Here is a 22,510-nt window from a genome sequence, read left to right on the forward strand (position 1 = left end):
TATGGACGTCAGACTAGGGCGACGCACCAGGGCCGTGCCCCCCTCGAACGGGTGAGACACGGCCCTTGGATGTGATGGGCGCGAACTGGTCCGCCCGCCGGACTCCGTTCAGTAACGGGGGCGGTTGAACCAGGCCTTGCCGTTCGCGTTGCCGACGAACACCGCGACCAGGATGGCCAGGACGGTGTGCACCAGACCCACGAGGAGGAACGGGTAGATGCCGAGGACGGCGGTGATGATGGCGAAGACCAGGATGGTGACGCGGGCGCCGTTGCCGCCGTTCTTGAACTTCGTCGCCAGGACGGCCGCGAACACCAGCCAGGCCAGGCCGAACACCACGTAACCCCAGATCACGCCGGTCGACTGGCCGACCAGGTCCTGGAAGGCGGTGTTGTCCTTGAGGGACTCGTCGTCCTTCGCGGCGTTGAGGGCCGCGGCGGCGAAGGCGAAGAACGCCACGCCGATGACCTGGAGGCCGACGATGACCCACATCATCACGCGGGCCGCGCCCACGGAGCCCGGCATCGTCGTCGGCGCGGCGGGACCGCCGTAGGGGGACACCGGAGGGGCCTGCGGGTAGCCGTACCCGGGCGCCTGCCCCTGCTGCTGCGGGTAGCCGTAGCCCTGCTGCGGCTGCTGCGGCTGCCCCTGGGGAGCGCCGTAGGGATTGTTCGGGTCGCCGTAGCTCATGGGGGCTTTCCTCCGTTGGTTCCGAGTGCGGGGACGACGCGTGGCATCCACACGGAGGAGAGTTCTTCAGACAGCGACCGTCCCCCCGTTGAGCTGCCCGCGGCACTTGTCAGGTCATCGTTCTTCACCACTGACGGGCTTGTCCAGCCGCATTCCCGATGTGTTGTGCAAGTGCAACATCACTGATCATGGGCGGATACGGGAGGAGGGACCCCGTGGTGCCCGTATTGCGGCCGGATTGGAACCGTGGGCGGGTCATCCGCGAGGATGGGGTCATGACCGCCCAGATTCTCGATGGCAAGGCCACCGCAGCCGCGATCAAGTCCGACCTGACCGCCCGCGTGGCGGCGCTGAAGGAGAAGGGCGTCACGCCCGGCCTCGGCACGATCCTCGTCGGGGACGACCCCGGCAGCCAGAAGTACGTCGCCGGCAAGCACCGTGACTGTGCACAGGTCGGCATCGCCTCCATCCAGCGCGAGCTGCCGGCCACGGCGACGCAGGAGGAGATCGAGGCGGCCGTCCGCGAGCTGAACGAGGACCCGGCCTGCACGGGTTACATCGTGCAACTGCCGCTGCCCAAGGGCATCGACGAGAACCGCATCCTGGAACTGATGGACCCGGACAAGGACGCGGACGGCCTGCACCCGATGAACCTCGGCCGTCTGGTCCTGAACGAGCCGGCCCCGCTGCCCTGCACCCCCAACGGCGTCCTCACGCTGCTCCGCCGCTACGGCGTGGAGATCAAGGGCGCGGAGGTCGTGGTGGTCGGCCGGGGCGTGACCATCGGCCGGCCGATGCCGCTGCTGCTGACCCGCCGCAGCGAGAACGCGACCGTGACCCAGTGCCACACCGGCACGCGTGACCTGTCGGCGCACCTCAAGCGCGCGGACATCATCGTCGCCGCGGCCGGTTCCGCCCATCTGATCCGCGCCGAGGACGTCAAGCCGGGCGCGGCCGTCCTCGACGTCGGCGTCTCCCGCAGCGCCGAGGGCAAGATCGTGGGCGACGTCCACCCCGACGTGGCCGAGGTCGCCGGCTGGATCTCCCCGAACCCCGGCGGAGTCGGCCCGATGACCCGCGCCCAGCTGCTCGTCAACGTGGTCGAGGCGGCGGAGCGCAGTGCCGGCTGAACGGAACGCGGGGAGCGCGGGCAGCGCCTCGGAGGCCGGGAGCGCGGAGAGCGCGCAGGCCGTGCAAGGTGAGCCCGATGCGCCGGGTGTGGTCGACGATGACGCCGATGCCGCGGTGCGCGACGAGGACGGCGTTCTCACCGTGCGGGATCCCGTCAGTGCCCCCGATGCCGAGGGGCGGCCGCGGCGGGTAACCCGGCGGTTTCCGTTGTTCACCAAGGACACCGCGCGGCCCGAGGGCGGTGGCAGGGCCGCGCCCGGGGACGCGTTCGCACCGGCGAGGCAGTGGCCCGTCCTCGCTGTGCTGGGGCTGGTGGGACTCGGGCTGCTGGTGACCGCGTTCGGGCAGTTCCGGCTGGGGACGCTGCTGATCGGCATCGCCCTGCTGGGCGGTGGCGCGCTGCGCTGGCTGCTGCCGGACGTCGGCATGCTCGCCGTCCGCTCCCGGTTCACGGACATCGTCACGTACGGCGTCATGGGCCTGGCGATCGCCCTGCTGGCGATGATGGCGCAGCCGGATCCCTGGCTGCAGATCCCGTTCCTGAAGGACACGCTGCACTTCACGGTCACCAGCGAGTGACGCGACGGCGGTCCGTCCTCTCCCCCGAGGAAGGACGGGCCGCCGCCACGGACCACCCTCCTGCACGGCGAACGGCCTGTTCAACGGCTGTCCGTGCGCTGTGGCACGGAAGTGACGGTTCCGGTACGTCCGCCGGGAGATTCGGTATGAAGTGGTGCAAGCACGGGGTCGGCGTGGACAATCGGGACGGTCCAGGGCGTATCGCGCGCGGGTCCTGTGCTCCTGTGCGCCCCCCGTCAGGGAACTGAGATCCTGGGTGGGCGCATCCCTGTGGGTAGCCAGAACGGGGACTCGGCCGAGGCCGCGGGCGCGCGGGGCGAACAGCGCGGGACATAACAGCACGTAGCGGGGGAAGAGGGGGGAAGCAATGCCTCGTTGGAGGGCCTTGCCGGATGAGCTCGATCCGCAGATCAGGGAGTTCACCAGCCAGCTGCGCAGGCTCGTGGACCGCAGTGGTCTGAGCATCGCGTCGGTGGCGGACCGCACGGGCTACAGCAAGACGTCGTGGGAGCGCTATCTGAACGGGCGGCTGCTCGCGCCCAAGGGCGCGATCGTGGCGCTGGCCGAGGTCACCGGGACCAACCCGGTGCACCTCACCACCATGTGGGAGCTCGCCGAGCGGGCCTGGAGCCGCTCGGAGATGCGGCACGACATGACGATGGAGGCCATCCGGATCTCCCAGGCGCGCGCCGCGCTGGGCGAGTTCGGCGGGCAGGACTTCGGGAGTGCCTCGGCCGGTTCCAAGGGCGACGGCAAGACGGCCTCCGCGGGGGGTGGCGGGACGGCCCGCAGAAGCGGCAGCGCCACGGTGACGCCGGGGATCGCCGGGCCGGCGGGCGTCGCCCCGACCGTGCCGCCGCAGCCGACGGCGCCCGAGGTGCAGGACTCCACCGGCAGCGGCGGGACCGGGGTCAACTCGTGGGGAATCGCCGGATACCAGGGCCCGTCCCAGGGCCGCGGGCGCACCGGCGGCACAGGGACCGGCACCACGCCCGGTTCTGGTCCCGGTACCACCCGGATGCCGGACGTCGGGGCGGACGCGTACGGCACACCACCGCGGGACGCCGTCCCTGCGGGCGCGGGTGCATCCGGCGGCACGGGCAGCTCTGGTGGGCCCGGGGGCTCCGGCAGCTCTGCCGCCAAGCGGCGGACGGCGACGTTCGTCGCGGGTGTCGTGGGCGTGCTCGTGGTGATCGCCGGCGCGTTCTACCTCACCGGTGGCGGTGGCGACGACGAGGCCAAGGGCGGCGGCAAGTCGCCGGCCCCGACCGCCACCACGAACCAGGAGCTGCCGCCCGGCGTGAAATGCAGCGGCGACAGTTGCACGGGCAAGGACGCGGAGAACATGGGGTGCAGTGGTGACCTGGTGACCACGGCCCAGACCGCGGCCGTCGGCACGACCGTCGTCGAGGTCCGCTACAGCGAGACCTGCAAGGCGGCCTGGGGCCGTATCACCCAGGCGGCCCAGGGCGACGAGGTCCAGGTCAGCGCGGGCAAGGCGAAGCAGACCGGAAGCATCACGGCCACGGGCGACACGATCGCGTACACCCCGATGGTCGCCGTCAAGAACGCCACCGACGCGAAGGCCTGCGCAACGCTGGCCTCCGGCGAGCAGGGCTGCACGGAGTAGGGGGACACCACTCCGGGCGGGCGAGTTGGCTTCCGGCCGGGGTCCGGGGCCCGCGGGCGCCCGGTAAAACGCGGGGCGCCGCACCTCGGGTGGGGCCCATCGCGCCTGGTCGCAACCTCCGGCCTTCGGCCGGACGTGTCGGCGGCAGAGGCGGGTGGGGACGAATTTCGGAGAGGGTGGCATGGTCGGCGGAATCGGGGGCACGCGAACCGTACCCCCACGGGAGTCCGGCTTGGTCGGTTCCCCCCGGCGGCCGCCTTCGTCCTCCTCTCCCGGACGGGCGGCCGCCTTTTCGTACGGGTGTCGGGTGGGTTGTGGGGTGGGCCACACCGACCCGGCCGTGCGGGATCCCGGATGCGCGATAGCCTGACCGCTGGATGGATCTCTTGACGCCAAGAGATCGATCAAACGTCCGGGGCAGGGACGCCCCACCGCCAGCTGTCATACGGAGAACGCCATGACCCGCACTCCCGTGAACGTCACCGTCACCGGCGCGGCCGGCCAGATCGGTTACGCCCTGCTCTTCCGCATCGCCTCCGGTCAGCTGCTCGGCGCGGACGTGCCGGTGAAGCTGCGCCTGCTGGAGATCACGCCCGCGCTGAAGGCGGCGGAGGGCACGGCCATGGAGCTGGACGACTGCGCGTTCCCGCTCCTGCAGGGCATCGACATCACGGACGACCCGAACGTCGCCTTCGACGGCACGAACGTGGGCCTGCTCGTCGGCGCCCGCCCCCGCACCAAGGGCATGGAGCGCGGCGACCTGCTGGAGGCCAACGGCGGCATCTTCAAGCCGCAGGGCAAGGCCATCAACGACCACGCCGCGGACGACGTCAAGGTCCTCGTCGTCGGCAACCCGGCCAACACCAACGCCCTCATCGCCCAGGCCGCCGCGCCGGACGTACCCGCCGAGCGGTTCACGGCCATGACCCGCCTGGACCACAACCGCGCCCTGACCCAGCTCGCGAAGAAGACCGGCTCCACGGTCGCCGACATCAAGCGGCTCACCATCTGGGGCAACCACTCCGCCACCCAGTACCCGGACATCTTCCACGCCACGGTCGCCGGCAAGAACGCGGCCGAGGTCGTCAACGACGAGAAGTGGCTGGCCGAGGACTTCATCCCGACCGTCGCCAAGCGCGGCGCCGCCATCATCGAGGCCCGCGGCGCCTCGTCGGCCGCCTCCGCCGCCAACGCCGCGATCGACCACGTCTACTCCTGGGTCAACGGCACCGCCGACGGCGACTGGGTCTCCATGGGCATCCCCTCGGACGGCTCCTACGGCGTCCCGGAGGGCCTGATCTCCTCCTTCCCGGTCACCACCAAGGACGGCAAGTACGAGATCGTCCAGGGCCTGGAGATCAACGAGTTCTCCCGCGCCCGGATCGACGCCTCCGTCAAGGAGCTCGAGGAGGAGCGCGAGGCCGTCCGCGGCCTCGGCCTCATCTGACCGGAGTCTCTCCGCGTTCGCGCGCAGGCCCCGTACCGGTTCCGTCCGGTGCGGGGCCTGCGGGCTGTCCGGCGCCCTTCCGCGAGCCCCCGTACCCGGCGATCACCGCCGCCGTGGCCGCCAGGACCAGCAGGGCGACCGTGCGCAGGGCCGGGGCCATGCCCTCGTGGAGGTCGCCGCGGGAGGCCAGGACCGTGCCGGTGACCGCGACGCCGAGCGCCGCGCCGATCTCCCGGGCGGCCGTGCCGAGGCCGGAACCGAGGCCCGCCTGGTGGGGCGGCAGGGACGTGACGACGCCCAGGGTCAGCGTCGGCATGCACAGCCCGGCGCCCGCCGAGATGACCAGCAGCCAGCACGCGTACACCGCGTAGGGCGTGCCCGCGCCGGCCGTAGCCACGCCGAGCAGGCCGAGGCCGATGAGGGCCAGGCCGCCGCCGATGACCGGCCGGGGGTGCGCGGTCCAGCGTGCCGCCAGCCTCGGCACGAGCGCCAGGCCGACGATGAGCGGCACGATGGCGACACCGGTGCGGGCGGGGCCGTAGCCCTTGACGCCTTGGAGGTACTGCGAGTTGAGGTAGAAGAGGGCGAACAGGCCGAAGAAACCGGTCGCCATGCCGAGGGTGGCCGCGCGCAGCCGGGGCGCCGCGAGGACACGCGGGTCGAACAGCGGGGTGCGCGAGCGCAGGGCCTGGACCGTGAACAGGGCGATGAGCAGGGCGCCCGCCGCGAACGCGAGCAGGATCCGCGGTGCGCTCCAGCCGTACTCCGGGCCCTCGATGATGCCGAAGAGGACGGCGACCAGCCCGGCGGTGAGGAGCAGCGTGCCGGCCGGGGCGAGGTGGCTGTGCGGGGAGCGGTCGGTGCGCGGGGTGGTGACGGCCACGGCGAGGGCGAGCAGCGCGGCCAGCGGCACCATCACGGCGAACAGGGCACGCCAGGACAGGAACTGACCGGCCAGACCGCCGCCGAGATTGCCGGCCAGCCCGCCGAGGCCGATCGCCAGCGTCCAGGAGGCCATGGCCCGGGCGCGTCCGTGCGGTCCGGCCAGGTGCATCAGGATCGACATCGTCGCCGGTGTGATCAGCGCGGCCCCGGCTCCCGAGACACCGCGCCCGGCGATGAGCAGCGCAGGGTCCCGGGCGAGGGCGCTGAGGGCGGCACCGGCCGCGAACAGGGCGAGCCCGCTGAGCAGGGCGCCTTTGCGGCCGTACCGGTCGCCGAGGGCGCCGGCCGGGATGAGGAGCCCGGCGAAGACGATGACGTACGCGTCGACCGTCCACAGGATCTCGCTGGACGAAGGGTGCAGGGGCGACGAACTCAGCTGCGGGATCAGCAGATTGACGGCGGCGACCATGCTCTGGGCGACCAGGACGCAGGCGCACAGGGCGAGCAGGGTCCGCCGTTTCAGGGCGTGCGAGGGCAAGGCTCCTCCCGGGAGCTCGGTGAATGGGGATCGCCTCGTCACCGTAGGCTCGGGCCGTACCCGTACTCCAGTGCAACCTTTGCAAGGGATCGATGCGTGTGACGCAATCAAGCGGCCTGGACCTGAATCTGCTGGTCGCCCTGGACGTGCTGCTGGAGGAGCAGAGCGTCGGCGGTGCGGCGCGGCGGCTGCATCTGTCCGAGCCCGCGATGAGCCGCACCCTGGGCCGGATCCGCAAGGCGCTCGGTGACCCGGTGCTGGTGCGGGCCGGGCGGCGGATGGTGCCGACGCCGCGTGCGCTGGCCGTCCGGGCCGAGGTGAGCGCGGTGGTGGAGCGGGCCCGGGCGCTGTTCGCGCCCGCCGACACCGACCTGAGGACGGTGACCCGTACGTTCACCGTCCTCTGTCATGACGCCGTCGCCGCCGCCTGCGGCCCGGACCTCTTCACCCGGGCGGCCCGCGACGCCCCCGGGATCCGCATCCGCTTCCTCACCGAGAGTCATGTGGACGGGCCCTTCCTGCGCGAGGGCACCGCCGATCTGGAGGTCGGCGTGATCGACACGGTGGCGCCGGAGGTGCGGGTGGAGTCGCTGTACGAGGACCGGATGGTGGGGGTGATCCGAGCCGGGCATCCGCTGCTGGAGGGCGAGTTGACGCCCGAGCGGTTCGCCCTGGAGGCCGATCACCTGACCGTCTCCCGGCGGGGGAAGCTGCACGGGCCGGTGGACGAGGCGCTGGCCGAACTCGGCCTGGCCCGGCGGGTGGTGGGGTCGGTGGGCACCTTCCCGGCCTCCCTCTTCGTCCTCCGGGCCACCGACCTGACGGGTCTGGTCAACTCCTGGAGCGTGCCGCTGGCGCGGGCCCTGGGCCTGACCACCTTCGACGTCCCTCTCCGGCTCCCGCCGGTCCGGCTCGGCCTGGCATGGCACCCGCGCCACGACGCCGACCCCGCGCACGGCTGGCTTCGCGGGGCGGTGCGGGAGATTCTCGCCGCGTGGTCGGACAGGGCTTAGGGGCCCCAGCCGCGTCACCGACCCCGTTTCATGCCCGCTTTGCCCCTGATTGCCCGCATCTCCAGTGACACAGCGCACTTTCGGCCACGGATCGCGCATGCATCGAGGGGAGAGGGGCAGGCGCACTCGGTCTCTTAGTGACACGTGTGTGACACAGGGGCGCTGATCAGGAACGGAAGGCGAAAGCGATCATGGCGGAAAGTAACGAACTGCAGGCGCGCAGCACCATCCACGCGGGAGGGGAATGGCGTGCGGCCGTCTCCGGCGCCACGCGCGAGATCCTCGACCCCGCGGACGCCCTGCCGTTCGCCGTGGTCGCGGAGGGTGACGACAAGGACACCGATCTGGCGATCGCCGCAGCCCGGCGCGCCTTCGACGAGGGGGAGTGGCCGCGGACGCCCGTCGGGGAGCGGGCCGCGCTGCTGCGGCGCGTCGCCGACCTGCTCGTGCGCGACCGCGAGCAGCTCGGGCTGCTGGAGAGCCGGGACGCCGGCAAGACCGTCGAGGAGGGGCGCGTCGACATCGACTGCGTCGCCGACGCCTTCCGGTACTTCGCCGACCTGGTCGCCGGCGAGTCGCCCGGCCGGGTCGTGGACGCCGGCTCGCCCGACATCCACAGCGTCGTCGTGCACGAGCCCATCGGCGTCTGCTCGATGATCACGCCCTGGAACTACCCGCTGCTCCAGGCCAGCTGGAAGATCGCCCCGGCCCTGGCCGCCGGCAACACCTTCGTCATCAAGCCGAGCGAGATCACCCCGATGACGACCATCGCGCTGATCGAGCTGCTCGTCGAGGCCGGACTGCCCGCCGGGGTCGCCAACATCGTCACCGGGCCGGGCCATTCGGTCGGCGCCCGTCTCTCCGAGCACCCCGACGTCGACCTGGTCTCCTTCACCGGCGGCCTGATCAGCGGCACCAAGGTGGCCCAGGCCGCCGCGCCGACCGTGAAGAAGGTCGCCCTCGAACTCGGCGGCAAGAACCCCAACGTGGTCTTCGCCGACGCCTGCGCCACCGACGAGGGCTTCGACACCGCCGTCGACCAGGCCCTCAACGCGGCCTTCATCCACAGCGGCCAGGTCTGCTCGGCCGGCGCCCGCCTCATCATCGAGGAGTCCGTGCGCGACCGTTTCGTCGCCGAACTCGCCCGCAGGGCCGAGAAGATCCGCCTCGGCCGCGGCACCGAGGACGGCGTCGAGTGCGGCCCGCTGGTCTCCGAACAGCAGCGCGCCAAGGTCGAGATGTACGTCGAGTCCGCCCTGAAGGAGGGCGCGGTGCTGCGCTCCGGCGGCAAGCGCCCGGCGCCCTCCCCGCAGCGCCCGGAGAACGGCTACTTCTACGAGCCGACCGTCCTCGACCACTGCCACCGGGAGATGCGCGTCGTGCGGGAGGAGGTCTTCGGGCCGGTCCTCACCGTCGAGACCTTCCGCACCGAGGACGAGGCCGTCGCCCTCGCCAACGACACCGAGTACGGCCTCGCGGGCGGCGTCTGGACCACCGACGCGGGCCGCGCCCGGCGCGTGGCCGGCCGGCTGCGGCACGGCACGATCTGGATCAACGACTTCCACCCCTACCTGCCGCAGGCGGAATGGGGCGGTTTCGGCAAGAGCGGAGTGGGCCGCGAACTCGGCCCGGCCGGCCTCGCCGAGTACCGCGAGACCAAGCACGTCTACCAGAACCTCGCGCCGAAGCCGGTGCGCTGGTTCGCGGGCTGACCTCCCCACACCCCCACCCTCCGAGCCCGATCCCTTCGTCCCCTCTGGTTCATCCCCTCTGGAGCAAGCAGGCCATGTCCCACAACCATGAATACGACTATGTCGTGATAGGCGGCGGAACAGCCGGTTCCGTCATTGCCTCCCGCCTGACCGAGAACCCCGACGTCTCCGTCGCCGTCATCGAGGGCGGCCCCAGCGACGTCGGCCGCGACGACGTGCTGACCCTGCGCCGCTGGATGGGCCTGCTGGGTGGCGAGCTCGACTACGACTACCCCACCACCGAGCAGCCACGCGGGAATTCGCACATCCGGCACAGCCGGGCCCGGGTCCTGGGCGGCTGTTCCTCGCACAACACGCTGATCGCGTTCAAGCCGCTGCCCGCCGACTGGGACGAGTGGGAGGCCGCCGGCGCCAAGGGCTGGGGCGCCGTGCAGATGGAGGCGTACTTCGCGCGCCTGCTCAACAACATCGTCCCGGTCGACGAGCAGGACCGGAACGCCATCGCCCGCGACTTCGTCGACGCGGCGCAGGAGGCGCTCGGCGTCCCGCGCGTGGAGGGCTTCAACCAGAAGCCGTTCACCGAGGGCGTCGGCTTCTTCGACCTCGCCTACCACCCCGAGAACAACAAGCGGTCCTCGGCGTCGGTGGCGTATCTGCACCCGGTGATGGACGAGCGCCCCAACCTGACGATCCTGCTGGAGACCTGGGCGTACAAGCTGGAGCTGGACGGCAACCGCGCCACGGGCGTGCACGTGCGCACCAAGGACGGCGAGGAGATCCTCGTCAAGGCGCGGGGCGAGGTCCTGCTGTGCGCCGGCGCCGTCGACTCGCCCCGCCTGCTGATGCACTCCGGCATCGGCCCGAAGGCGGATCTGGAGAAGCTCGGCATCCCCGTCACGCACGACCTGCCGGGCGTCGGCGAGAACCTGCTCGACCACCCCGAGTCGGTCATCGTGTGGGAGACCAACGGCCCCATCCCGGAGAACTCCGCGATGGACTCGGACGCGGGCCTGTTCGTGCGCCGCGACCCCGAACTGCCGCACCCCGACCTGATGTTCCACTTCTACCAGATCCCGTTCACGGACAACCCGGAGCGACTGGGCTACCAGCGGCCGGAGTTCGGCGTCTCGATGACCCCGAACATCCCCAAGCCGAAGAGCCGCGGCCGGCTCTACCTGACGAGCGCCGACCCCGAGGTCAAGCCCGCCCTGGACTTCCGCTACTTCACCGACGAGGACGACTACGACGGCCGCACCCTCGTCGACGGCATCAAGATCGCCCGCGAGATCGCCAAGACCGAACCGCTGGCCGGCTGGCTCAAGCGCGAGGTCGCCCCCGGCCCGGACGTCACCGGCGACGAGGAGCTCGGCGAGTACGCCCGCAAGGTCGCCCACACCGTCTACCACCCCGCCGGCACCTGCAAGATGGGCGACGCCGACGACCAGCTGGCCGTCGTCGACCCCGAGCTGCGCATCCGCGGCCTGGAGGGCATCCGCATCGCCGATGCCTCCGTGTTCCCCACCATGACCACCGTGAACCCGATGATCGGCGTGCTCATGGTCGGGGAGCGTGCCGCCGAGCTGATCGGTGGTGGTGCGAAGTGACCGCGACCCTCGAACCCCCCACGGAGCAGACCATGGACACGACCCCCGTCTTCTCGGTGGAGGGCCTGTGGAAGGTGTTCGGCCCCAAGGCCGACCGCGTTCCGGGCGACCCCGAGCTCACCGCCCTCGACCCCGCCGAGCTGCGCGCCCGCACCGGCTGCACGGCCGCCGTCCGGGACGTCGGCTTCGACGTGCGCAAGGGCGAGGTCTTCGTCGTCATGGGCCTGTCCGGCTCCGGCAAGTCCACGCTGGTGCGCTGTCTGACCCGGCTGATCGAGCCGACGGCCGGCACCATCGCCATCGACGGCGAGGACGTCCGCGCCATGGACCGCTCCCGGCTGCGCGAACTGCGCCGCCACCGCGCCGCCATGGTCTTCCAGCACTTCGGCCTGCTGCCGCACCGCACGGTCATCGACAACGTCGCCTACGGCCTGGAGATCCAGGGCATGGGCAAGGCCGAGCGGCGTGAGCGGGCCGCCGAGGTCGTCGCCAAGGTCGGCCTGGAAGGCATGGAGCACCGCCGCCCCGGCCAGCTCTCCGGCGGCCAGCGGCAGCGCGTCGGTCTCGCCCGCGCGCTCGCCGTCGACCCCGAAGTGCTGCTGTTCGACGAGCCGTTCAGCGCGCTCGACCCCCTCATCCGGCGTGAGATGCAGGAAGAGGTGGTCCGGCTGCACCACGAGGAGGGCCGCACGATGGTCTTCATCACCCACGACCTCCAGGAGGCCCTCAAGCTGGGCGACCGCATCGCTCTCATGCGCGACGGCCAGGTCGTCCAGCTCGGTACGCCCGAGGAGATCGTCGGCTCGCCCGCCGACGACTACGTCCGCGAGTTCGTCCGGGACGTCCCGCGCGAGCAGGTCATGACCGTCCGTACGGCCATGCGCCGCCCGGCGGCGGACCAGGACGGCAGCGGACCGGCGGTCCGGCCCGAGGCGACGGTCTCCGAGGCCATCGAGGCGGTCGCCCGCGCCGGCGCACCGGCCCGTGTCATGGACAAGGGCCGCTGCGTGGGCGTGGTCGACTCCGACACCCTGCTCGGCGTCGTCGCCGGCACGGAGCAGCCCGCCCCGCCGGGGACCGAACAGCCCAAGGAGGCGGTGTGATGGCGACCATCACCGCATCCCCGCCCCGTGTCGGCCTGCCCGGCATCCTCAAGCGCCCCGCTGTCCGCAAGCTTCTCTTCCTGGCCCTGGCGGCGGCGATCCTCGTCCCGCTGGCGAACGCCCGCTGGGCGAGCGGCACCTGGCCGAGCGCCCTGACCGTCGACTTCTCCGAGCCGCTCGCCAAGGCCAGCGACTGGATCATCGACAACCGCGACAGCCACCCGCTGTTCCTGTACTTCCTCGGCCACGTCAGCAACGTCGTCGTCATCGCCGTACGGGCCGTCTACCTCACCCTCCTCGCCATCGGCTGGGCGGGCGTCACGGCCCTGGGCGCGCTGGTCGCCTGGCGCGTCGCGGGCGTGCGGCTCGCCCTCGGCACGGGCACCGCGTTCCTGGCCTGCGGCCTGCTCGGCATGTGGGTGCCGACCATGCAGACGCTCGCCCTGATGGTCGTCGCGGTCGTCGCGTCGGTCGTGGTGGGCCTGCTGCTCGGGCTCGCCGCCGGGCTGTCCGACCGGATGGACCGCGTCCTGCGCCCCGTCCTGGACACCATGCAGGTACTCCCGGCCTTCGCCTACCTGCTGCCGGTCGTGCTGATCTTCGGCATCGGCGTCCCGGCGGCCGTCCTGGCCACCGTCATCTACGCCGCCCCGCCCATGGCCCGACTCACCTCGCTCGGGCTGCGCGGCGCCGACAAGGAGGTGCTGGAGGCGGTCCAGTCACTCGGTTCCACCGCACGCCAGCGGCTGCTGACCGCCCGTCTCCCGCTGGCCCGCAAGGAACTCCTCCTCGGCGTGAACCAGACGATCATGATGGCGCTGTCCATGGCCGTCATCGCGGCCGTCATCGGTGCGGGCGGTCTCGGTGACCGCGTCTACCAGGCGCTGGCCTCGGTCGACGTGGGAGCCGCGCTCGCCGCCGGTATCCCGATCGTGCTGCTGGCCGTGGTCCTGGACCGCGTCACGGGCGCGGCGGGGGAGCGGCTCGGCGCCGAACCCGAGCCCCGGCGCGGGCTCGGCTGGCTCCTCGCCCTGGTCGGTGTCGTCGCCGTGGCGGTCGCCGGACGTCTCGCGGGCCGGCTCGACTGGCCCGACTCCTGGGTCGTCGGCATCGCCGAGCCCGTCAACCGCGTGGTCGACTGGATGACCGCGCACCTCTACTCGGGTGTCCCTGTGATCGGCGGCACCGCCGACTGGGCCGGCCACTTCACCACCTGGGTCCTCGACCCGATGCGCGACGGCCTGCAGGGGCTGCCCTGGTGGTCGGTCCTGCTGATCGTCGCCGCGCTGGCCTGGGTGATCGGCACCTGGCGCACCGCGCTGACCGCCGTCCTCGCCATGGCCGCGATCGGCGCGCTCGGCGTCTGGAAGCCGTCCCTGGACACCCTGTCGCAGGTCCTCGCGGCCGTCGTCGTCACCCTCGTCATCGGCTTCGCCACCGGCATCGCGGCGGCCCGCAGCGACCGTCTGGAGCGGCTGCTGCGCCCGGTCCTGGACGTCTTCCAGACGATGCCGCAGTTCGTGTACCTGATCCCGGTCGTCGCCCTGTTCGGCGTCGGCCGCGCCCCGGCCGTCGCGGCCGCGATCGTGTACGCGCTCCCGGCCGTCGTCCGCATCACCACGCAGGGCCTGCGCCAGGTCGACCCGGCCGCGCTGGAGGCCTCCGGCTCGCTCGGCGCGACCAGCTGGCAGCAACTGCGGCAGGTCCAGCTCCCGCTGGCCCGCCCGGCCCTGCTGCTCGCCGTCAACCAGGGCCTCGTCCTGGTCCTCGCCGTCGTCGTCATCGGCGGCCTGGTCGGCGGTGGCGCGCTCGGCTACGACGTCGTCTTCGGCCTCGCCCAGGGCGATCTGGCGACCGGTCTGGTGGCCGGCGCGGCGATCGTCTGCCTCGGCCTGATGCTCGACCGGGTGACCCAGCCCACCGAACGCCGCGTCAAGAAGGGAGCGTGACATGCGATTCCGTACCTCCGCCGCGGTCGCGGCGGTGAGCTCCCTGGCGCTGCTCACCGGCTGCGGTGCCGCCGACATGACCAAGCAGGCCTCGCCCTTCGCCAACGCGCAGGGCGCCAAGACCGTGACCATGTCCGTGCAGTCCTGGGTGGGCGCCCAGGCCAACGTGGCCGTCGCCCAGTACATCCTGGAGCACGAGCTGGGCTACCGCGTCGACACCGTCCAGGTCGACGAGGTGCCCGCCTGGGACGCCCTGAGCCAGGGCCGCGTCGACGCGATCCTGGAGGACTGGGGCCACCCCGAGCAGGAGCAGCGGTACGTCAAGGACAAGAAGACGATCACCGCCGGCGGTGAACTCGGCGTCACCGGCCACATCGGCTGGTTCGTCCCGACGTACCTCGCCAAGCAGCACCCGGACATCACCGACTGGAAGAACCTCAACAAGTACTCGCACCTGTTCCGCACCCCGGAGAGCGGCGACAAGGGCCAGCTGATGGACGGTTCGCCGTCCTACGTCACCAACGACAAGGCGCTGGTGAAGAACCTGAAGCTGGACTACCAGGTGGTGTTCGCGGGGTCCGAGGCCGCGCAGATCACGCAGATGCGGCAGTTCGCCAAGGAGAAGAAGCCCTTCCTCACCTACTGGTACGCGCCGCAGTGGCTCTTCAAGAAGGTCCCGATGACCGAGGTGAAGCTGCCGCCGTACAAGGAGGGCTGCGACGCCGATCCGGAGAAGGTCGCCTGCGCCTATCCGCACACACCGCTGCAGAAGTACCTGAACTCGGGCTTCGCGAAGAACGGCGGCAAGGCGGCGGCCTTCCTGAAGAAGTTCAAGTGGACGACCGAGGACCAGAACGAGGTCTCCCTGATGATCGCCGACAAGAAGATGACGCCGGAGGACGCGGCGAAGAAGTGGGTGGACAGCCACAAGTCCACGTGGAAGAAGTGGCTGTCCTGACCGTCCCTACGGCCGCAGCCCGGCGGCGATCTCCCGCAGCGCGCGGGCGGCCCGCCGCTGGAGCCCCGGCCCGAAGGTGATCCGGGTGGCCCCTCGCGCGCCGAGTTCGGCGGGCGAGGGGCCCTCGCCCGGCACGGCAACGATGTTGATCGGCCCCTGGATGCCGGCCCGCAGCAGCGGCAGCACCTCCGGCGGCGCCTCGATCGGGTAGACGCAGTCTGCGCCCGCGGCCACGTACGACGCGGCCCGCTCGATGGCCTGTTCGGGATCGGCGACCCCGCGGGCGAAGGTGTCCACGCGGGCGTTGACGAAGAGCCGGCCGCCGGCCGCCTCCCGCACCTCCGCCAGCCAGTCGGCGTGCGCCCGCGGATCCTTGAGCACCCCGTCCTCGGAGTCCTCCAGGTTGCAGCCCACCGCCCCGGCCTCCAGCAGCCGCTCCACGAGCTCCTTCGGCGCGAGCCCGTACCCGCCCTCCACGTCCGCCGACACCGGCACGTCGACGGCCCGGACGATCCGGCCGACGGCCGCGAACATCTCGTCGGCGGGGACCTGCCCGTCCTCGTAGCCGAGGGAGGCGGCGACCCCGGCACTGGGCGTGGCGAGCGCCGGGAACCCGGCCTCGGCGAACACCCGGGCGCTGGCCGCGTCCCATGGCCCGGGCAGCACCAGGGGATCGCCGGGCGCTCGGTTGTGGTGCAGGGCGCGGAACATCTCGGCCTTGCTCATGGCGTGTAACCTCCGGGCGGAATCCGGCGGCTGACCATCACCCGGTTCCAGTTGTTGATGGCGACGACCAGGCCGATCAGATGGGCGAGCCCGGCCTCGTCGAAGTGCTTCGCGGCCCGCTCGTACACCTCGTCCGGCACAAAACCGTCCGTCAGCACGGTCACCGCCTCCGTCAGCGCGAGCGCGGCCCGCTCCCGCTCGTCGAAGACGTCCTCGGCCTCCTCCCAGGCCGCCAGCAGATCGAGCTGCTTCTCGCTCACGCCGTGCTCGCGGGCGAGCGCGAGGTGCATGTCGAGGCAGAACGCGCAGTGGTTGAGCTGCGAGGCGCGGATCACCACGAGTTCGGCCAGGGCCGGGTCGCCGAGGCCCTGCTTGGCGGCCTTGCTGAGCGCGGACAGGGCCCGGGCGACCGCGGGGTCCAACAGCCGCGTCCGGGCCGTCACTTGTACTGCCCCGGCTGGTAGTGCCCCGGCGTCATCCGGCAGGTCACCCCGAACCGGTTCCATGCGTTGATCGTCGTGATCGCGGCGATGAGCTGCGCCAGCTCGGCCTCCTCGAAGTGCTTCGCGGCTTTCTCATACACCTCGTCCGGCACGAAACCGTCCGTCAGGACCGTCACGGCCTCCGTCAGCTCCAGGGCCGCGAGCTCCTTCGCGGTGTAGAAGTGCCGCGACTCGTCCCAGGCGCTGAGCTGGAGGATCCGCTCGACGCTCTCGCCCGCCGCGAGGGTGTCCTTGGTGTGCATGTCGATGCAGAAGGCGCAGTGGTTGATCTGGGAGGCGCGGATCTTCACCAGCTCGTACAGCTTGTGGTCGAGGCCCTGCCGGGCGGCGATCTCCAGTCGGACCATCGCCTTGTAGACCTCGGGCGCGTGCTTGGCCCAGTCCAGGCGGGCGGGCTGCTCGGCGGCGTACTCCACGGTCGTCGTGTCGGTCGTGTCATCGCTGTGCGTCGTCGTCATGCCCTCGACCCTAGGAGGAAAGCAGCCCAGGGGTATGGTCCATTTCCATGGCGGATCAATGGGCCACTCTCGGCATCGACCTGCACCTGGAGCCGACCGGCCCGGGCCTGCGCCGGGGGCTGACCGACGCCCTGCGCGAGGCGGTGCGCTCCGGCCGGCTGGCCCCCGGCACCCGGCTGCCCTCCTCCCGCGCGCTCGCCGCCGACCTGGGCATCGCCCGCAACACGGTCGCCGACGCCTACGCCGACCTGGTCGCCGAGGGCTGGCTCACCGCCCGGCAGGGCTCGGGGACCCGGGTCGCGGAGCGGACGGTGGTGCCGCCGGCCGGCACGGCGCCCCACCCCCGCGAACACACCCGCCCCGCGTACGACCTGCGCCCCGGCAGCCCCGACCTCTCGTCCTTCCCGCGCGCGGAGTGGCTCAAGGCGGCCCGCCGCGCCCTCACCGCCGCCCCCTACGACGTGCTGGACTACGGCGACCCCCGTGGCCGTCCCGAGTTGCGCGCCGCGCTCGCCGGCTACCTCTCCCGGGCCCGGGGCGTACGCGCCGACCCCGAACGGATCGTGGTGTGCGCCGGGTTCGGGCACGGCCTGAAGCTGCTCGGCACCGCCCTGCGGGCGCGCGGGGCACGGACGGTCGCCGTCGAGTCGTACGGGCTCGACGCGCACTGGAAACTCCTGGCCGGGTCCGGTCTGCACACGGTCCCGCTGCCCTTCGACCGGCTGGGCACCGACACCGGCGAGCTGTCCGCAGCCGACGCGGTCCTCCTCACCCCCGCCCACCAGTTCCCCATGGGCGTCCCCCTGCACCGCGACCGCCGCGCGGCCGTCGTGGACTGGGCGCGCCGCACCGGCGGGCTGGTGCTGGAGGATGACTACGACGGCGAGTTCCGCTACGACCGTCAGCCCGTGGGCGCGCTCCAGGGCCTGGACCCCGACCGGGTGGTCTACCTCGGCACCGCGAGCAAGTCCCTGGCACCCGGGCTGCGGCTGGCCTGGATGGTGCTGCCGCCGAGCCTCGTGCAGGAGACCGCCGCGGCCAAGGGCTGGATCGACACCTGCGGGGTGCTGGACCAGCTGACCCTGGCCGAGTTCCTCGACGCAGGGGCCTATGACCGCCATGTCCGCGCGACCCGCCTGCGCTACCGGCGCCGCCGCGACGCCCTGGTCGCCGCCGTCGCGGCCCGGGCACCCGAGGCCCGGGTCACCGGCATCGCGGCCGGGCTGCACGTCCTGCTGCGGCTGCCGCCCGGCACCGAGCAGTCGGTGGTCCAGGCGGCGCACTGGCGGGGACTCGCGCTCCACGGACTCGCCCGCTACACCCACCCCGCCGCGCGGGCCGAGCCGGTGGACGCCCTCGTCGTGGGCTACGGGACACCGCCGGACCACGCGTGGTCGGGGGCGCTGGACGCGTTGTGCGCGGTACTGCCCGGATAATCGCGCGAATTCCCTCCGGAATGCCGCTCAACGGATATGGTCGCCCCATGAGCGAAAGCACTTCCCTGCCCCGCGTGGCCCTGAAAAAAATAACACCCGACGTCTCCGCAGCAATGGGCTCCCTGCACGCCGCAGCCGTTTCCGCGGCCCAGGACGCCACACTCGAACCGGAACTGCTGGAACTGGTCAGGATCCGCGCCTCGCAGATCAACGGCTGCGCCTTCTGCATCGACATGCACACCAGGGACGCCCGCGGCCAGGGCGAGACCGAGCGGCGCATCTACGCCCTGAACGCCTGGCGGGAGACGCCGTTCTTCACCGAACGCGAGCGTGCGGCACTGGCGTTGACCGAGGCGGTGACGCTCGTCCACGACGGTCGCGTCCCGGACGCGGTGTACGCCGAGGCGGCCGGCGTCTTCGACGACAGCCAGATCGCGGCGCTCATCTGGTCGGCCACCGTCATCAACGCGTACAACCGGATCGCGATAGCGACGCGCATGGTGCCGAAAAACTGAAAAGCGGCAGGCCGAAGAATGCGCCGGGTCGAATTCGACCCGGCGTCGCCATTTCCTGGCTGTTTCCTCGATTCAGCCGGCCGGCAGCGGCTCCATGAGACCGTCCAGCCAATTCCGCCATTCCCCGGCCCGCTGAGCCGGAGGCACCCGCATCGGCCGCCCGACCCAGCCCGTCACGGGCCGGATCCCGTGCAGCGCGTTCACCAGCCACACCTCACGGCCGTCCAGCTCGGCCACGGTCCGCTCCCGGTGCGCGATCCGGATCCCGGAGCGCAGCGCCCGCTCCTGGACCAGCCCGGACGTCACGCCAGGCAGGAGGGGCAGCCGCGGCGGGGGCAGGCACAGGGTGTCGTCCTCCCACCACAGCACGCCGGCCGTGGCCGACTCCAGCACCGTGCCCGAGGGCGCGATCAGCACCGCCTCCTCCGCGCCCTCGCCGGCCGCCCGGCGCCGCACCCGGGCCAGGGTGTCCAGGTCCGGGCCCTTGCGGCGGGGCACGGTCCGCGGATCGGACTGGCCCGCCGCCCACAGGAGCACCCCCGTGCCGAGCGGCGGAGCGGGCCGGACCAGCAGCCGCAACTCCAGGGAGCCCGCCGCCAGTTCCACCCTCGGGAACCACGCACCCGTGCGCGGCAGCACGGCGGTCATGTCCTGCCAGAACGCCCCGAGCCGACGCGGATCCGGCCCGCCGCAGTCGCCGCAGGCCCGCGCGAACCGCTCCCGGTGCCGGTCATAGGCCCGCACCCGGCCCTCGCGCACCAGCCACGAGTCCGCGACGAGCAGCCGCCCCCCTGGCGCCTGGTCCGCGGCCGGGGCCAGGCCACGGCCGGGCGCCCACGTCCACAGGCCTTCCGCCACCGCCGTTCTTGTCACCGACTGCCTCCTCAGTACTTGCGTCCCGCCACGGCGGGCGCCCCGTGCCGGGGCCCGTACGGCGCGTGCTCCAGCCACGACCCGCACCAGGGCAGCACCGGCGACAGGGCCGCCGCCGCCCGCTGCCCGGCCCGGACGATCCGGCGGCGCGGCCGCAGATGGTCCAGAGCGGCACCGGCGGCGGCACTGTTGAACAGGGCCGCCGCCCGCCGCACCTCGGCGAAGGAGGCGACCGCCTCACCGGTCCCCGCGGCGATCGCCTCGGCGGCGGCCGTCGCGTCCGCGATCCCGCTGTTCATGCCGCGTGCCCCGAACGGGGGGAAGAGATGCGCCGCCTCGCCGGCCAGCAGCACCCGCCGGTGCGGATCGGTGAACGAGGCCGCCACCTTGCGCAGGAAGCGGTACGTCGACACCCACAGGATCCGCTCGCCGTAGCCGTCCCCGACGACCGAGGGCAGCCAGCGCCGTACGGCCTCCTCGGTGCCGTACTCCTCCGGCCGGTCGTCGTCCCGGCACTGGAGGTCGACCTGGAAGCCCCCGGTGAACGGCACCCGCATCACACTGCGCCCGCCCACCCCGGGATGCTCGTAGTGGAAGACCCGCTCCAGCGGCAGCTCCGCGCCCGGCACGTCGGCGACGTCCACGACGACGTGGAAGCCCTCGCCGTGCGTGCCCTCCAGGGCGATGCCCAGCTCCCGCCGGACCGTGGAGCGGGCCCCGTCGGCGGCGATCGCGAACGCGCCGGACCACACCCGGCCGTCCTCACCCGTCAGCCGGACCTCCGTCCCCGTGGTGCGCACGCCCGTCACGCGCGTGCCCCACACGAACTCCACCCCGGCCTGCGCACAGGCCGCCCGCAGGAACCGCTCGGTGTCCGTCTGGCGCAGACTGGTGAACGGCGGCGGACCGGACGGCGGCGGGAACGTGCGGGCGTAGACCTCACGTCCCCGGTAGAGGGTCCGCCTGGTGTGCCAGGTCCGCCCGTACGACGTGATCTCGGTGGCGAGGCCGGGCCGCATCGAGTCCAGCAGGCCGAGGGTCTCGCGGTGCACGAACAGGGCCCGGCTGCCCGGCCGTTCACGGTCCTCCGGCTCCGCCTCCAGCAGGACGGCCGGCAGCCCGTGCGCCCGCAGCGCCAGCGCCGCCGACAGGCCCACGGGACCGGCGCCCACGACCAGGACCGGGGTCATGCCCGGACCCCTTCCCTGAGCATCCGGGCGATCTCCACACGCTTCACCTTCCACGTCGCGGTCATCGGCAGGTCCTCGAACCGCCACTGCCGCGGCTCGGCCATCGCCGGCAGCCCTGCCGTCGCCCGCCGCCAGCGCTCCGGGTCCAGGGGCCGCTCGCCGCGCACGCACACCACCGGCACCGGCTCCCGGTCCGCACCCGGCACGATGACGACCTCGCGCAGCTCCTCCAGCCGGGACATCAGCGCGTCCTCCACCTCCAGATTGCTGTGCACGGCGTCGATCTGGTCCACCTCGCGGTCGATCAGGTACAGCGCGCCCAGACGGCTCCGGTAGCCCATGTCGCCCATCTCCCACCAGCCGTCGGTGAGCTGACGGTCGTAGCGCTCCGGCATGCCGAGGTAGGTGAGGATCCGGCCCCGGGTACGGGCCTCGATCCGGCCCGGGGTGCCGGGCGGGACCCGCCCGCCCCCGGCGCCGGTGACCCGGACCCGGGTGAAGCCGGGTATCCCGAACCCGACCCGGCGCCCGTCCGCGCGGGCCGCGCTGCGCCGCGTCACCACCTGGAACGCCACCGGGCCCGTCTCGCTCTGCCCGTACAGCTGGACCAGCCAGGGCGTCCGGCGCCGCGAGGCGCCCAGCAGCCGCCGGACGGTACGCGGATGGATCGCGTCGAACGTGGAGCCGTACGCCCGCACCCGGGACAGCGGGGCACCGGGCGCGTCGGCCAGCTCCTCCCACAGCACGAACGTGTTGGGGTGCGTCTCCACGATGCCGGGCCGGTGCCGGACCAGCAGCGGGCCCACCGCGGCCGGATCCGGGTCGGTGATCAGCACCAGCGGGCTGCCGAAGTGCAGCAGGACGCCGAGCAGATGGTAGAACCGCGAGTGCACGAACGACATGTGCAGCGCCGCCGGCTCGCCCCGCGCGGGCCAGCCCATCGCCTGCTGCGGCACCAGCCGGTTCCACATGGTGTGCGCGCAGTGCACGGCCAGTTTGGGGACGCCGGTCGTGCCCGAGCTGTGGGTGATCAGCGCGGGTTCGCGGGGGTGCAGCCGGACCGGCGGGGGAGGCTCGGCGCCGGCGTACTTCGCCAGGGGCTCCGCCCCGGCCGCGTCGTCCACGCAGAGCGTCCGCCGCACCAGCCCGGACAGGGCGAGCTCCCGCAGACCGTCCAGCGTGGCGCCGTCGGTGATCAGCCAGGGCCGGCGCAGCCGCTGAAGGAGCTGCCCGGCGACCCCGGGAGCCAGCGCGGGCGACAGCAGCACCGGCACGGCTCCGATACGGGAGACCGCGCAGGTCAGCAGCATGATGTCGACGTTGTCCGCCTTGTGTACGACGACCTGCTCCGACGGCCGCACCCCGGCCTCCCACAGCCGGCCGGACAGGTCCTCGACCAGGTCGGCCAGCACGGTGTAGCTCAGGTCGACCCCGAGGGCCGGGGCGACGTCCAGCGGCCGGTCCAGGGTGACGAAGACGGCCCCGTGCCGGTCGGCCGCACGCCGGAACACCGGTCCCAGATAGAAGCCGCGGTCGGTGAACAGGGATGCTCGCATGCGGTCGTTCCTCT

The 22,510-nt window shown here is 72.5% G+C and carries 20 protein-coding genes; 12 read left to right on the forward strand and 8 right to left on the reverse strand.

Annotation, left to right across the window (positions count from 1 at the left end; genetic code table 11):
* Nucleotides 1–108 precede the first annotated feature (108 nt).
* Nucleotides 109–690: a hypothetical protein gene (locus QF034_RS25230; protein WP_307177070.1), complete on the reverse strand. Its 582-nt coding sequence runs from the start codon at nucleotides 688–690 to the stop codon at nucleotides 109–111.
* A gap of 275 nt (nucleotides 691–965) precedes the next feature.
* Here QF034_RS25230 and QF034_RS25235 point away from each other — a divergent pair, with 275 nt between their 5' ends.
* The 4 genes from QF034_RS25235 to QF034_RS25250 all read left to right on the forward strand — a co-directional run bounded on the left by QF034_RS25235 (nucleotide 966) and on the right by QF034_RS25250 (nucleotide 5,477).
* The gene (locus QF034_RS25235; RefSeq protein WP_104777804.1) at nucleotides 966–1,820 is read left to right on the forward strand and encodes a bifunctional methylenetetrahydrofolate dehydrogenase/methenyltetrahydrofolate cyclohydrolase; all 855 of its coding nucleotides are present in this window, start codon (nucleotides 966–968) and stop codon (nucleotides 1,818–1,820) included.
* Complete coding sequence (locus QF034_RS25240; protein ID WP_370880848.1) at nucleotides 1,810–2,400, forward strand: DUF3017 domain-containing protein; 591 nt, start codon at nucleotides 1,810–1,812, stop codon at nucleotides 2,398–2,400. Before QF034_RS25235 ends, QF034_RS25240 begins: the two co-directional genes overlap by 11 nt.
* A 385-nt stretch (nucleotides 2,401–2,785) precedes the next feature.
* On the forward strand, nucleotides 2,786–4,030 hold the full coding sequence (locus tag QF034_RS25245; RefSeq protein ID WP_307177072.1) for a helix-turn-helix domain-containing protein: 1,245 nt from the start codon (nucleotides 2,786–2,788) through the stop codon (nucleotides 4,028–4,030).
* A 457-nt stretch (nucleotides 4,031–4,487) separates the two neighbouring features.
* Nucleotides 4,488–5,477, forward strand: a complete 990-nt coding sequence (locus QF034_RS25250) for a malate dehydrogenase (protein ID WP_307177073.1) — start codon at nucleotides 4,488–4,490, stop codon at nucleotides 5,475–5,477.
* On the opposite strand, the gene QF034_RS25255 is transcribed toward QF034_RS25250, so the two are convergent.
* Complete coding sequence (locus QF034_RS25255) at nucleotides 5,470–6,900, reverse strand: MFS transporter (protein WP_307177074.1); 1,431 nt, start codon at nucleotides 6,898–6,900, stop codon at nucleotides 5,470–5,472. The genes QF034_RS25250 and QF034_RS25255 overlap by 8 nt on opposite strands.
* A gap of 92 nt (nucleotides 6,901–6,992) precedes the next feature.
* On the opposite strand from QF034_RS25255, the gene QF034_RS25260 reads away from it, so the two are divergent.
* From QF034_RS25260 to QF034_RS25285, 6 genes are all read left to right on the forward strand, one after another.
* On the forward strand, nucleotides 6,993–7,913 hold the full coding sequence (locus tag QF034_RS25260; RefSeq protein ID WP_307177075.1) for a LysR family transcriptional regulator: 921 nt from the start codon (nucleotides 6,993–6,995) through the stop codon (nucleotides 7,911–7,913).
* A 191-nt stretch (nucleotides 7,914–8,104) separates the two neighbouring features.
* A complete protein-coding gene (locus QF034_RS25265; protein WP_307177076.1) occupies nucleotides 8,105–9,625 on the forward strand; it encodes an aldehyde dehydrogenase family protein in 1,521 nt (506 codons plus the stop codon).
* A gap of 74 nt (nucleotides 9,626–9,699) precedes the next feature.
* Nucleotides 9,700–11,229, forward strand: a complete 1,530-nt coding sequence (locus tag QF034_RS25270) for a GMC family oxidoreductase (RefSeq protein ID WP_307177077.1) — start codon at nucleotides 9,700–9,702, stop codon at nucleotides 11,227–11,229.
* Nucleotides 11,230–11,261: 32 nt separating this feature from the next.
* Nucleotides 11,262–12,332, forward strand: a complete 1,071-nt coding sequence (locus QF034_RS25275; protein WP_307177078.1) for a quaternary amine ABC transporter ATP-binding protein — start codon at nucleotides 11,262–11,264, stop codon at nucleotides 12,330–12,332.
* On the forward strand, nucleotides 12,332–14,281 hold the full coding sequence (locus QF034_RS25280; protein ID WP_307177079.1) for an ABC transporter permease: 1,950 nt from the start codon (nucleotides 12,332–12,334) through the stop codon (nucleotides 14,279–14,281). Before QF034_RS25275 ends, QF034_RS25280 begins: the two co-directional genes overlap by 1 nt.
* A 1-nt stretch (nucleotide 14,282) precedes the next feature.
* The gene (locus QF034_RS25285; protein ID WP_307177080.1) at nucleotides 14,283–15,239 is read left to right on the forward strand and encodes an ABC transporter substrate-binding protein; all 957 of its coding nucleotides are present in this window, start codon (nucleotides 14,283–14,285) and stop codon (nucleotides 15,237–15,239) included.
* A gap of 6 nt (nucleotides 15,240–15,245) precedes the next feature.
* Here QF034_RS25285 and QF034_RS25290 read toward each other — a convergent pair whose 3' ends face one another.
* From QF034_RS25290 to QF034_RS25300, 3 genes are read right to left on the reverse strand one after another with little or no spacing between them, the layout of a single operon-like run.
* Nucleotides 15,246–15,965: an isocitrate lyase/PEP mutase family protein gene (locus tag QF034_RS25290; RefSeq protein WP_307177081.1), complete on the reverse strand. Its 720-nt coding sequence runs from the start codon at nucleotides 15,963–15,965 to the stop codon at nucleotides 15,246–15,248.
* Nucleotides 15,962–16,408, reverse strand: a complete 447-nt coding sequence (locus QF034_RS25295; protein ID WP_307177082.1) for a carboxymuconolactone decarboxylase family protein — start codon at nucleotides 16,406–16,408, stop codon at nucleotides 15,962–15,964. The genes QF034_RS25290 and QF034_RS25295 overlap by 4 nt, the downstream gene beginning before the upstream one ends.
* Nucleotides 16,405–16,926 carry a carboxymuconolactone decarboxylase family protein gene (locus QF034_RS25300; protein WP_307177083.1) on the reverse strand — a complete coding sequence of 174 codons (522 nt, stop codon included), beginning with the start codon at nucleotides 16,924–16,926 and terminating at the stop codon, nucleotides 16,405–16,407. Before QF034_RS25300 ends, QF034_RS25295 begins: the two co-directional genes overlap by 4 nt.
* A gap of 47 nt (nucleotides 16,927–16,973) precedes the next feature.
* On the opposite strand from QF034_RS25300, the gene pdxR reads away from it, so the two are divergent.
* Nucleotides 16,974–18,362: a MocR-like pyridoxine biosynthesis transcription factor PdxR gene (pdxR, locus tag QF034_RS25305; RefSeq protein ID WP_307177084.1), complete on the forward strand. Its 1,389-nt coding sequence runs from the start codon at nucleotides 16,974–16,976 to the stop codon at nucleotides 18,360–18,362.
* 47 nt (nucleotides 18,363–18,409) lie between these two features.
* Nucleotides 18,410–18,877: a carboxymuconolactone decarboxylase family protein gene (locus QF034_RS25310; protein ID WP_307177085.1), complete on the forward strand. Its 468-nt coding sequence runs from the start codon at nucleotides 18,410–18,412 to the stop codon at nucleotides 18,875–18,877.
* Nucleotides 18,878–18,949: 72 nt separating this feature from the next.
* Here the strand turns inward: QF034_RS25310 and QF034_RS25315 are convergent, their stop codons facing one another.
* Genes QF034_RS25315 through QF034_RS25325 form a run of 3 tightly spaced genes read right to left on the reverse strand, consistent with a single transcriptional unit; the run spans nucleotide 18,950 to nucleotide 22,496 of the window.
* Entirely contained in the window at nucleotides 18,950–19,750 is an 801-nt protein-coding gene (locus tag QF034_RS25315; protein WP_307177086.1) for an aminotransferase class IV, read from the reverse strand.
* An 11-nt stretch (nucleotides 19,751–19,761) separates the two neighbouring features.
* Nucleotides 19,762–20,940 carry an FAD-dependent monooxygenase gene (locus QF034_RS25320; RefSeq protein WP_307177088.1) on the reverse strand — a complete coding sequence of 393 codons (1,179 nt, stop codon included), beginning with the start codon at nucleotides 20,938–20,940 and terminating at the stop codon, nucleotides 19,762–19,764.
* Nucleotides 20,937–22,496: a class I adenylate-forming enzyme family protein gene (locus QF034_RS25325; protein ID WP_307177089.1), complete on the reverse strand. Its 1,560-nt coding sequence runs from the start codon at nucleotides 22,494–22,496 to the stop codon at nucleotides 20,937–20,939. The genes QF034_RS25320 and QF034_RS25325 overlap by 4 nt, the downstream gene beginning before the upstream one ends.
* Between the last annotated feature and the right edge of the window lie 14 nt (nucleotides 22,497–22,510).

It is taken from the genome of Streptomyces africanus (assembly GCF_030816955.1).
Lineage (GTDB): Bacteria > Actinomycetota > Actinomycetes > Streptomycetales > Streptomycetaceae > Streptomyces > Streptomyces africanus.